10 protein-coding genes and 1 tRNA gene are annotated in these 11,986 nt (G+C 16.4%); 5 read left to right on the plus strand and 6 right to left on the minus strand.

Annotated elements, in window-relative coordinates; translation table 11 throughout:
* Window positions 1-106 precede the first annotated feature (106 nt).
* Window positions 107-180 (minus strand) — tRNA-His (locus N2591_RS00600).
* Between the two features lie 54 nt (window positions 181-234).
* Here N2591_RS00600 and aspS point away from each other — a divergent pair.
* Genes aspS through N2591_RS00615 form a run of 3 tightly spaced genes read left to right on the plus strand, consistent with a single transcriptional unit; the run spans window position 235 to window position 4,876 of the window.
* Window positions 235-1,914, plus strand: coding sequence for an aspartate--tRNA ligase (aspS, locus tag N2591_RS00605; protein ID WP_318165870.1), 1,680 nt, complete (start codon window positions 235-237; stop codon window positions 1,912-1,914).
* Between the two features lie 33 nt (window positions 1,915-1,947).
* Window positions 1,948-4,011 carry a polyribonucleotide nucleotidyltransferase gene (locus tag N2591_RS00610; protein WP_318165871.1) on the plus strand — a complete coding sequence of 688 codons (2,064 nt, stop codon included), beginning with the start codon at window positions 1,948-1,950 and terminating at the stop codon, window positions 4,009-4,011.
* Window positions 3,992-4,876: a sigma-70 family RNA polymerase sigma factor gene (locus N2591_RS00615; RefSeq protein WP_318165872.1), complete on the plus strand. Its 885-nt coding sequence runs from the start codon at window positions 3,992-3,994 to the stop codon at window positions 4,874-4,876. Before N2591_RS00610 ends, N2591_RS00615 begins: the two co-directional genes overlap by 20 nt.
* A gap of 2 nt (window positions 4,877-4,878) precedes the next feature.
* Here N2591_RS00615 and N2591_RS00620 read toward each other — a convergent pair whose 3' ends face one another.
* Both N2591_RS00620 and N2591_RS00625 read right to left on the minus strand, forming a co-directional pair.
* On the minus strand, window positions 4,879-5,832 hold the full coding sequence (locus tag N2591_RS00620; protein WP_318165873.1) for an ATP-dependent 6-phosphofructokinase: 954 nt from the start codon (window positions 5,830-5,832) through the stop codon (window positions 4,879-4,881).
* 25 nt (window positions 5,833-5,857) lie between these two features.
* Window positions 5,858-6,154, minus strand: a complete 297-nt coding sequence (locus N2591_RS00625) for a DUF3127 domain-containing protein (RefSeq protein WP_318165874.1) — start codon at window positions 6,152-6,154, stop codon at window positions 5,858-5,860.
* 37 nt (window positions 6,155-6,191) lie between these two features.
* On the opposite strand from N2591_RS00625, the gene N2591_RS00630 reads away from it, so the two are divergent.
* Window positions 6,192-6,821: an O-methyltransferase gene (locus N2591_RS00630; RefSeq protein WP_318165875.1), complete on the plus strand. Its 630-nt coding sequence runs from the start codon at window positions 6,192-6,194 to the stop codon at window positions 6,819-6,821.
* On the opposite strand, the gene cysS is transcribed toward N2591_RS00630, so the two are convergent.
* The gene (gene cysS / locus N2591_RS00635; protein ID WP_318165876.1) at window positions 6,818-8,248 is read right to left on the minus strand and encodes a cysteine--tRNA ligase; all 1,431 of its coding nucleotides are present in this window, start codon (window positions 8,246-8,248) and stop codon (window positions 6,818-6,820) included. The two genes, N2591_RS00630 and cysS, sit on opposite strands and share 4 nt — an antisense overlap.
* A 35-nt stretch (window positions 8,249-8,283) precedes the next feature.
* Here cysS and proS point away from each other — a divergent pair, with 35 nt between their 5' ends.
* Entirely contained in the window at window positions 8,284-9,714 is a 1,431-nt protein-coding gene (gene proS / locus N2591_RS00640) for a proline--tRNA ligase (RefSeq protein WP_318165877.1), read from the plus strand.
* A 190-nt stretch (window positions 9,715-9,904) separates the two neighbouring features.
* On the opposite strand, the gene miaA is transcribed toward proS, so the two are convergent.
* Window positions 9,905-10,816, minus strand: a complete 912-nt coding sequence (gene miaA / locus N2591_RS00645) for a tRNA (adenosine(37)-N6)-dimethylallyltransferase MiaA (RefSeq protein ID WP_318165878.1) — start codon at window positions 10,814-10,816, stop codon at window positions 9,905-9,907.
* 46 nt (window positions 10,817-10,862) lie between these two features.
* Window positions 10,863-11,939, minus strand: a complete 1,077-nt coding sequence (aroC, locus tag N2591_RS00650) for a chorismate synthase (protein WP_318165879.1) — start codon at window positions 11,937-11,939, stop codon at window positions 10,863-10,865.
* Window positions 11,940-11,986 lie beyond the last annotated feature (47 nt).

Here is an 11,986-nt window from a genome sequence, read left to right on the forward strand (position 1 = left end):
TAAAAAATTTAATTATAAAAATATAAAATATTTATTATTTAAACTCTTTAGATGTAAAAATTATTTTATTTCTATAAATAATAAAAAAATATTTTATCTTTTAAAGGGTAGACGACTGGAATTGAACCAGCAACCTTCAGAACCACAATCTGATGCTCTAACCTATTGAGCTACGTCTACCATATTAATATTATTTTATATTAATATAAATAAAAAAAATATAAATTAAAGTAAATGTATAGAACACATAATTGTGGAGAATTAAATATAAAATATATAAATAAAAAAGTAATATTATCAGGATGGGTACAAAATATTAGAAAATTTAGTAAATATTATTTTATTGATTTAAGAGATTTTTATGGAATAACTCAATTATTTATAAATAAAAAATATATTTTATTTAAAATAAATAATGAATTTATAATAAAAGTAAAAGGTATAGTTAATGAAAGAATAAAAAAAAATTTATTATTATCTACTGGTGAAATAGAAGTAAAAGTTAAAAAAATTACTTTAATAAATAAATCAAAAATATTACCTTTTAATATTGAAAATAATCCTAAAGTAAGTAAAAAAATAAGATTAAAATATAGATATTTAGATATTCGTAGAGAAGAAATAAAAAATAATTTTATTATTAAATCAACTATAATAAATAAAATTAGATTTTTTTTTTTAAAAAATAATTTTATTGAGTTAGAAACACCTTTGTTAGTAAAAAGTACTCCAGAAGGAGCAAGAGAATTTATTATACCTTCAAGAAATTATAAAGGATTATTTTATTCTTTACCTCAATCACCACAGATATTTAAACAATTATTAATGATTGGTGGTATCGATAAATATTTTCAAATTGTAAAATGTTTTAGAGATGAAGATTTAAGAAAAGATAGACAACCTGAATTTTTACAATTAGATATAGAAATGTCTTTTATTAATAAAAGTAAATATATATTTAATATTATTGAAAAATTAATAAAATATTTAATTAAAAAATTTTATAATCAAAATATAATAAATTTCAAAATAATTAAATATAATAAAGCAATTAAATATTATAATACTGATAAACCTGATTTAACTAATAAAATATATAAAATAAAAATTAATAAAAATATAATTAATAAAAAATATAATAATTATAATATATTAAGTTTTATATTACCTAATTTTTTAAATATAAAAAATGTAAAAATAAAAGATATAATAAATATAATAAAAATTAAAAACAAAAAAATATTTATTTTTGATAATAATAATTTATTTAAAAATAATAATTTATTTAAAAATAATAATATTATAAAAAATATTATTGAAAAAAAGTTTTTTTCTGAATATGATATATTAATAATATTATTACATAAAAATAATAATATAAATTGTAATAAATTTTTTAATAAAATTAATAAATTACTTTTTAATTCAAAATATAAAAAAAATATATTAATTCCAATATGGATAATCGATTATCCTTTATTTAAATATGATATAAATAATAAAAAATATTATTCTTTTCATCATCCATTCACATCACCTAAAAAAATTAATAAATTGTCTTATAAATCATTATCAAAAGCTTATGATTTAATTATAAATGGTATAGAAATTGGAAGTGGTTCAATTAGAATAAATAATAAAAAATTACAAGAAAAAATATTTTATTTATTAAATTTTAATATTAATGATATTAATCATAATTTTGAGTTTTTTTTAAATGCTTTAGAATATGGTACACCTCCTCATGGAGGAATAGGAATAGGAATTGATAGATTAATATTATTATTATTAAATAAACAAGATATTAAAGATATTATACCATTTCCTAAAAATTATTATAATAAAGATATAATGTTAAATAGCCCATCAAAAATTAATGAAGAAATATTATTTAAACTAGGATTAAAGATATAATAAATTTATATTATGAATAATTAAAATAATAAAATGTTTATACAAGAAAAAATTTTATTAGGTAAAAAAATAATATTAGAAACAGGTATAATAGCCACTCAATCGGATGGTTCGGTTCTATTAAGAATAGGTAATACTATATTATTATCTACTGTAGTTTTTGGAAAAGAAATTAAACATAATTGTAATTTTATTCCTTTAACTATTGATTATAGAGAAAAATATTTTGCAGTAGGTAAAATACCAGGTGGTTTTATAAAAAGAGAAGGAAAACCATCAGATCAAGAAATATTAACAATGAGAATAGTGGATAGACTTATAAGACCTTTTTTACCTAAAGAATTAATTAACGAAATTCAAATAATAATAACATTATTATCATATGACTATAAAGTATTACCAGATGGATTAGTTGGTTTAGCTTCATCAGCAGCATTATTAATATCTGGAATACCTTTTAAAGGTCCAGTATCTCAAATAAGATTAGCAAGAATTAACAACAAATTAATTATTAATCCAAATATAAATCAAATAAAAGAATCAGATATAAATTTAATTATAGGTGGATCTTTAAATTCAATAATTATGATTGATGGGGAAATGAAAGAAATAACTAATAAGGATTTTATTAAGATTATTGAGTATTCTCATAAAGCAATAATAAAACTAATAAATTTACAAATAAAATTTTTTAAAAAAGTTAAAAAATATATTAATATTAAAAAAATAAAAATTTTTAAGTTAAAATTAAATAATTTAATATTAAAAAAAAAAATAAAATATTTAATATATCACCAAATATATAAAATAATTAAAAACTATAAAAGAAAAAAAGATAGAAATAAAAAATTCAAAAATTTATTAAAAAAAATAATATATTTATTAGATTTCAACAATGAGGATTATATTAAAAAATATTTTAATTATTTTAAAAAAAAAATAATAAGAAAATTAATAATTAATGAAAATATAAGATTAGATGGAAGACAACCAAAAGATATAAGAAATATATGGGGAATAATTAATTATTTACCTGGAGTACATGGTTCAGCAATTTTTACAAGAGGTGAAACTCAATCATTATCTACTGTTACTTTAGGTTCTTCATTAGATGTTAATAAAATAGATAATGTAGTAATAGAATATAATGAAAAATTTTATTTACATTATAATTTTCATCCTTTCTCTACTGGTGAAGTAAAATTAATAACTGGTATTTCTAGAAGAGAAATAGGACATGGTACATTAGCTAAAAAAGCTTTAAAAAATATAATTCCACTTAATAATCCATATACTATTAGAATAGTTTCTGATATATTAGAATCTAATGGTTCATCATCTATGGCAACTGTATGTGCAGCTTCTTTAGCATTAATGGATGCAGGTATAAAAATAAATAATCCAGTAGCTGGTATTTCTATGGGATTAATTAATTATAAAAAAAAAATAAAAATATTATATGATATTTTAGGTGAAGAAGATCATTATGGAGATATGGATTTAAAAATAACTAGATCTATAAAAGGTATAACTGCTTGTCAAATGGATATAAAAAATATAAAGATTTGTAATATTAATATATTAAAAAAAATTTTAAAACATTCTAAAAAAGGAATTTTAAATATATTAAATATAATGAATAATATTTTATCTAAACCTAAAAATAATATTAAATCTACAGCTCCAATATTAACTTTAATAAAAATACCTAAACAATATATAAGAATAATAATAGGTAGTGGAGGTAAAACAATACAAGAAATACAATCAAGTACAGATACTAATATAATAATTACAGAAAAAAATAATCAAGGTATAATTGAAATATTTGGTAAAAAAAACAATATTGATAAAGCTATTAAAATAATTAAAAATATAATTTTTATTCCTAAAATTGGAAATATATATAAAGGTAAAGTAATAAGTATAAAACGTTTTGGAGTATTTATAGAATTATCAAAAGGTGTAGAAGGATTATTGCCATATATTAATTTAAATATTAATATAGGGGATATTATAAAAGTTAAATATTTAGGAATAGATATAAATACTGGTAAAATAAAATTATCATTAAATAATGAAAAAATTAAAAATTAATAAAGACGAATCTGAAACTTTAAATAAATATTTAAAAGAAATTAGTAAAATTCCTTTATTAAATTCTAAACAAGAAAGAAAAATAACTAATATAATTAAATATTATGATATAAATAATAAAATATATAAACAATCATTAAAACTATTAATAAAATCTAATTTAAGATTTGTAGTTTCTGTAGCTAAACAATATCAAAATCAAGGATTAAGTTTATTAGATTTAATTAATGAAGGTAATTTAGGTTTAATAAAAGCTGCTATTAGATTTGATGTTAATAGAGGATATAAATTTATATCTTATGCTGTATGGTGGATAAGACAAAGTATTTTACAAGCTATAGCTGATTATTCAAAATGTGTAAGATCACCTACAAATAAAATAGCTTTTTTAAATAAAATTAATAAAGCATATTTAATTTTAGAACAAAAATTACAAAAAACTCCTAATACAAAAGAAATAGCTAATTATTTATCAGTTAATGTAAAAGAAGTTGAAAATGTATTAAAATATTCTAGTAAACCTATTTCATTAGATGCACCTTTAATAGAAGGTGAAGGTATTAATTTATATGATATAATTGTTTCTAAAGATTTTCCTAAACCTGACAAGAAAATTTCTAAAGAATCATTTAATAATGATATTAAAAAATGTTTTAATAATTTATCTAAAAGAGAACAAATGATAATAATATTAAATTGTGGCTTATTTGGAAATAAACAAATGACTTTTGAAGAAATTTCTAAATTATTTAATTTAACTAGAGAAAGAGTAAGACAAATTCAAATTAAGGCTTTAAAACAATTAAGAAAAGAGAAAATGTGTAATCTATTAAAATCATATTTAGGTGAAGATGATAAGATATAAGATTATATCTTATCTATCACTAATTTTTTATTTTTAATAGCTTTCTTAAATGGTATATATGTAATTTTATTATTTTTTATTCCTATTACAAAATTATATTTTAAATTAATTAAATTTTTTATAGATTCTATTCCTAATCTAATAGCTAAAATTCTATCAATACATGTTGGTGATCCACATCTTTGAATATGACCTAATATATTAAATCTAAATTCTAAATTATTAAATTTTTTTTTAATTAATTTATATATAATTTCAGATTCTCCAATATTTTTATTTTCTGCTACTATAATAATATTAGAATTATATTTATTCCATTTATTTAAAATCTTATAAAGATTTTTTAAATCATATTTATTATTATTAGGTATTAAAATATCTAAAGCACCTATAGATATTCCACTATTAAATGCTAAAAATCCCAATCCTTTCCCCATTACTTCTATAATAAATATTCTATTATTTGTTATAGCAGTATCTTTAATTTTTTCTATTATTTGTATAATAGTATTTAAAGAAGTGTCATAACCAATAGTAATATCAGTACCATTTATATCATTATCAATAGTTCCAGGAATTCCAATTATTGGAAAATTATATTCTTTGTTAAATTTTATTGCTCCGGTAAATGTACCATTACCTCCAATAATAATTAAAGCATCTAAATTATTTTTTTTTATATTTTCAAATGCTTTTTTTCTTCCTAAAATAGTTTTAAATTTTATTGATCTTCCAGTTCCTAAAATTGAACCTCCTTGTCCTATAATATTATAAACACTTTTATTAGATAATTTTTTAATATTACCATTAATTAAACCATCATATCCATATTTAATACCATAACAATTAATATTATTGTTAATAGAATAATTAACAATTGATTTTATAGCTGCATTCATTCCCGGGGAATCACCCCCAGAAGTTATAATACCAATGTTATTTATTTTATTTAACATTAATAAAAATTTTAATTATTCATTATTATATTTTTTTATTATTATATTCATTATATCTTTCTATTTTCCAACCTTGTATAGAATTAATATATTTAGTTATACCTTCTTTATTTACCCATTCTTTACCTCTAATATTTATATAAATTTTTACTTTATCCTTAATTTTTATAAAATTTAATAAATCTATTTTATCTTGTATAAAATCTATTAAAATTTTTTGTGGATATAATTCTTCAGTTTCTAAAATTATACTTTTTTTTTTAAAATTATTTTTAAATATTTGAATATCAAAAATATCTTTTATTTTTCCTATTAAATACATATATATTAATATAATTATATTATTATTTTCATTTATAATGATAATAAATAATAAAATATATAAATATATAAATTATTTAATAAAAAATTTCGAACCTGTTTATTTAAAAAATATAAAAAAAAATTATTATAACAAAAAAGATATAAAAATGATGTCTGATAATTTACAAGGTAGATTTTTAAGTTTAATATCAAGACTTAAAAAACCAAAATATATTTTAGAAATAGGTACTTTTTTAGGTTATTCTACATTATGTTTATCAGAAGGTTTAAAAAAAAATGGTTTATTAATAACAATAGAAAAAAATAAAAAATATATAGATTATGCAAAAGAAAATTTTAAAAAAACTAAATATAATAAAAATATAAAAATATTATATGGTAATGCTTTAAATGTTATACCTAAATTAAAATATAATTTTGATATTGTATTTATAGATGCTGATAAAAAAAATAATTTAAATTATTTTAAATTAATTTTTAATAAAGTAAAAAAAAATGGTATTATTATTTGTGATAATGTATTATGGAAAGGAAAAATAATATATAATAATGATAATATTACAAAATCAATTAATAAATTTAATAAAACTATAAAAAAATATAAAAATATCAATAGTATTATTATACCAATTAGAGATGGTTTAAATATAATAATTAAAAATTAAATTTTATTATCTTTTATACATAAAAAATTATTTAATATATTTCTTAATTTATCAGAAAAATAATAATTTTTTTTTTTTCTCATTTCATTTCTTATTTCATAAATTTTATTTATAATTTTTTTAAAATTTATTTTTCTTTTTTTTTTAAATTTTAATCCTAAAATATCAATTAAAAATATTTTTATTAAATTATATAATTTATTTATATCATTAAAATTTATATTTAATTCTTTATTAATACATTTATCTATAATATTATTAATTTTAAATAAATTATAAATTAATAAAGGAATATTAAAATCATCATTTATTGATAAATAAAATATTTTGTATATATTATTAATATTTATATTTGATGAGGTTTTTAATTTTGGTTTAATTTTTTTTATTTTTTTTAAAATATTTAATAAAATTTTATAATTTTTTTCAGTATTAATTAATGATTTATTAGATATATTAATTATTTTTCTATAGTGAGTTTGTAAAAAATATAATCTAATAATAATTGGATTTATTTTTTTATAATTAGTAATATTTAATTTTCCATTAATAATATCATTAGGTATTATAAAATTATTTAATGATTTACTCATTTTTTTATTATTAATAGTTAACATATTAGTATGTATCCAATATTTAGCTAAATTGTAATTGTTATTATTAATTATATTAGATTGTGTTATTTCACATTCATGATGTGGAAATTTTAAATCTATTCCACCTCCATGAATATCAAAATAATTTCCTAAATATTTATTACTCATTGTTGAACAACCAATATGCCATCCTGGCTTACCTTTTCCCCATGGAGATTCCCAATTCATACCATAATTTGATTTTTTCCATATTGCAAAATCATAATAATTTTTTTTTTCTTCAATAAATTTATTATTTAAATTTACTTCTTTATTAAGGTCTATATTATTTAATATATTACCATAATTTCCAAATATTTTATTATAATAATTTATATCAAAATAAATTGATCCCTTATTTATATAAGCAAATTTTTTATTTAAAATTTTTTTAATATTTATAATTTGTTCAATTATATGTCCAGTACTTCTAGGTTCTATATTAGGTGATAAAATATTAAATTTTTTTAAAATAAAATAAAAATTTAATAAATATTTTTGTATAATTTCCATTTGATTATTTACACAATTTAATTTTAATTCTAAATGAGTAATATCAGTTATATTTCTAATATATTTTACTTTAAAATTTAAATGTTTAAAATATCTGTATAACATATCAAAAAATATAAATGTTCTACAATTACCTAAATGAATATAATTATATATTGTAGGACCACATACATACATTCCAATTTTATTATATTCAATAGGAATAAATTTTTCTTTTTTATTAGTTAAAGAATTATATATTAATATATTTTTTTTTGCATAATTTTTAATAGTTTTCATTTTTATTATAAATAAAATTATTTTTTATAAATAAAATGAATAATAAAGAATATATAAAATTAATATTAAAATCTAAATTAGCTGATTTTTCTAATATTAAAGGTTTTATGATACTTAGACCATATGGTTATAAAATATGGGAAAATATAAAAAATATTTTAAATAAAATGTTAATAAAAACTAAACATCAAAATGTTTATTTTCCTTTATTAATACCTAAAAAATTATTTTTTACTGAAAGTAATCATATAAAAAATTTTTCTAAAGAATGTGCAATAGTTACTCATTCAAAATTTTTAATTAAAAATAATAAAATTATTGTTGATCCTTCTTCTAAATTAAAAGAAGAATTAATAATTAGACCAACTTCTGAAACTATAATATGGAATACCTATAAAAAATGGATACAATCATATAGAGATTTACCAATATTAATTAATCAATGGTCAAATGTAGTTAGATTAGAATTAAAAAATAAAATATTTATAAGAAATTCTGAATTTTTTTTACAAGAAGGACATACAGCACATAAAAATAAAAAAGAAGCTATAAAAGAAATAAATAAAATAAAAATATTATATAAAAAATTAATAAAAAATTATTTATCTATTCCATACATTTCTGGTCTAAAAAGTAATTATCAAAAATTTTCTGGTGCAGAATATACATATTCATTTGAATCTTTAACAAATAATGGTAAATGTTTACAATTAGCAACTATACATTTTTTAGCTAAAAATTTTTCAAAAGCTTTTAATGTTACTTTTACTAATAAAAAAGGTATTAAAAAATATGTATGGTCTACTTCATGGGGTGTATCTACTAGATTAATAGGTGCCATAATAATGATTCATTCAGATAAAAATGGATTAATATTACCACCTAAAATTGCTCCTATTCATATAGTTATTATACCTATTATTAAAAAAAAAAAATATATTAAAAAAATTAATATTTTTGTAAAAAAACTAAAAATAATTTTAAAAAAATTTAATATAAAATATGATAATAATTTATATAAAACTCCAGGTAATAAATTTTATAAATATGAAAAAATAGGGGTACCTATAAGAATAACTATTGGTAAAAAAGAAATTAAAAAAAATAATATAGAAATTACTAGAAGAGATAATTTTAAAAAATATTATTATAAAATAAATAATAAATTATACAAAAAAATTTCAAATATTTTAAATAAAATACAAAAAAATATATATAAAATAGCTAAAAATAAAATGAAACAAAATATTTTTATAATTAATAATTATAAAACTTTTAAAAAAATTATTAAAAAAAAAGGAGGTTTTATTATATCTAATTGGGACAATAAAAAAAGTACTGAATTAAATATTAAAAATGATACTAAAGCTACTATTAGATGTATAATAAATAAAAAAATTAAAGGTAAATGTATATATACAGGTAATAAATCATATAAAAAAGTAGTATTTGGAAAATCTTATTAATGATTAAATAAATGAGTGAGTAAATTTACTCATTTATTTTTTTTTTTTAATTATTACTATAAAATCTTGTTTAAGAATTTATATAATAATAAAATGAGTGATTTTTAATCTTTTGATATTATGAATATATCTTTTAGATTAAAATGATACAGTATTTTTAAATATTTTTTATATTTAAAATAAAGTATTTTTAAGAATTTTTTAATTTTTTTTTTATATATATATAAATTATTTTATAATTATTAGGTTTAAACCATTTAATATTATTATATTTTTTAAACCATATAATTTGTTTTTTAGCATAATTTCTTGTATTTTTTTTTATTTCTTCAATACAAGAATTAATATTATTTTTTTTTTTTAAATATTTAAATATTTCTTTATATCCTATAGTATTTAATGAATTTAATTTTTTATATTTATAATATTTTTTTGCTTCATTAATTAATCCTTTTTTTATCATTAAATCAACTTTTTTATTAATTTTATTATAAATTTTTTTTATATTTATTATTAATCCTATTCTTATATATCTTTTAAATGGTCTTTTTATTTTTTTTTTATAATAAAAAGATGAAAGTTTTTTTTTTGTACAATATTTAAATTCTAAAGCTCTTATTATTTTTCTTTTATCTTTTTTATTATTTAACCAATTATAATAATTAATATCTTTTTTTTTTAATTTTTTTAATAAATATTCTAAATTTTTTGTATTTAATTTTTTTCTTATTTTTAATTTTTTTTTTTTTTTTATATTTGGAATAATATTAATACCTTCTATAATAGTTTTTTCATATAACCCTGATCCTCCTACCATTATTATAACTTTATATTTTTTAAATAATTTTCTTAATAGTTTAATTACATCTTTTTCAAATAAACTAATATTATAATTATTTTTAATATTTAAATGACCTATAAAATGATGTTTTATTTTTTTTAATTTTTTTTTTGATGGTTTAGAAGTACCTATATTTAATTCTTTATAAAATTGTCTTGAATCACAAGAAATTATTTCAGTTTTAAATTTTTTTGCTAAATAAATTGATAATTTTGTTTTACCTATTCCTGTAGGACCTACTATAGAAATAAGTGTATTCATTTTAAATCATTTAAATATATTATATAAATATAATAATCTATTTAAATCATTTAAATATATTATATAAATTATTAAGTAAATAATAATCTAATATAACTAAAGATGCCATTGCTTCTACAATTGGTACTGCTCTTGGTAAAACACATGGATCATGTCTACCTTTTATTTTTATTTTTACTTTTTCTTTATTTTTATTTATACTATATTGTTCTTTTTTTATTGTAGAAACTGGTTTAAAAGCTACATTGAAATATATTTCCATTCCATTTGATATACCTCCTTGAATTCCCCCTGAATTATTAGTATTAGTTTTTTCTTTTTCATTTAATTGATCATTTAATTGTGATCCTTTTTTTTTAGTTCCTTTAAAACCACATCCATATTCAAAACCTTTTACTGCATTTATACTTAACATTGCTTTACCTAATTCACTATGCAATTTATTAAATACTGGTTCACCTAATCCTATAGGAACATTTTTTATTACACAAGTTATTATACCTCCTATACTATCCCCTTCATTTTTTATTTTTTCTATTTTTTTTATCATTTTTTTAGCTATTTTATTATCTGGACATCTTATTATATTTTTTTCTATATTTTTTATTTTTATTTTTTTATAAGATTTATTAAGTTTAATATTACCTACTGAAGATACATATGCATATATTTTTATATTTTTTTTTTTTATAATTTGTTTAGCTATACTTCCTGCTATTACTCTACATACAGTTTCTCTAGCTGATGATCTACCTCCTCCTCTATAATCTCTTATATTATATTTTTTATAATAAGTAAAATCTGCATGAGAAGGTCTATATATATTTTTTATATTATTATAATCTTTAGATTTTATATCTTTATTATATACAATAAATCCTATAGGAGTACCTGTGGTAATATTATTTAATATTCCAGATAAAATTTCTATTTTATCTTTTTCTTTTCTTGGAGTTACTATTTTTGATTGTCCTGTTTTTCTTCTATTTAATTCTTTATTAATTTTATTTATATTTATTTTAATACATGAAGGACAACCATCTATTATTCCACCTACTGCTACACCATGACTCTCACCAAATGTAGTAATTTTAAATATATTACCAAAAGTATTTCCTCCCATTATTTTTAAAAAAAAATTAACTATATTCTCTTTAAGTAATATTTTAT

Source organism: Candidatus Shikimatogenerans bostrichidophilus (genome assembly GCF_033370915.1).
In the GTDB taxonomy this organism is placed as follows: domain Bacteria; phylum Bacteroidota; class Bacteroidia; order Flavobacteriales; family Blattabacteriaceae; genus Shikimatogenerans; species Shikimatogenerans bostrichidophilus_M.

What these genes read in the sequence shown, in the direction of transcription:
- aspS (WP_318165870.1), top strand. Translation starts at nt 235, where the DNA reads ATGTATAGAACACATAATTGTGGAGAATTAAATATAAAATATATAAAT.
- N2591_RS00610 (WP_318165871.1), top strand. Translation starts at nt 1,948, where the DNA reads ATGTTTATACAAGAAAAAATTTTATTAGGTAAAAAAATAATATTAGAA.
- N2591_RS00615 (WP_318165872.1), top strand. Translation starts at nt 3,992, where the DNA reads ATGAAAAAATTAAAAATTAATAAAGACGAATCTGAAACTTTAAATAAA.
- N2591_RS00620 (WP_318165873.1), bottom strand. Translation starts at nt 5,832, where the DNA reads ATGTTAAATAAAATAAATAACATTGGTATTATAACTTCTGGGGGTGAT.
- N2591_RS00625 (WP_318165874.1), bottom strand. Translation starts at nt 6,154, where the DNA reads ATGTATTTAATAGGAAAAATAAAAGATATTTTTGATATTCAAATATTT.
- N2591_RS00630 (WP_318165875.1), top strand. Translation starts at nt 6,192, where the DNA reads ATGATAATAAATAATAAAATATATAAATATATAAATTATTTAATAAAA.
- cysS (WP_318165876.1), bottom strand. Translation starts at nt 8,248, where the DNA reads ATGAAAACTATTAAAAATTATGCAAAAAAAAATATATTAATATATAAT.
- proS (WP_318165877.1), top strand. Translation starts at nt 8,284, where the DNA reads ATGAATAATAAAGAATATATAAAATTAATATTAAAATCTAAATTAGCT.
- miaA (WP_318165878.1), bottom strand. Translation starts at nt 10,816, where the DNA reads ATGAATACACTTATTTCTATAGTAGGTCCTACAGGAATAGGTAAAACA.
- aroC (WP_318165879.1), bottom strand. Translation starts at nt 11,939, where the DNA reads ATGGGAGGAAATACTTTTGGTAATATATTTAAAATTACTACATTTGGT.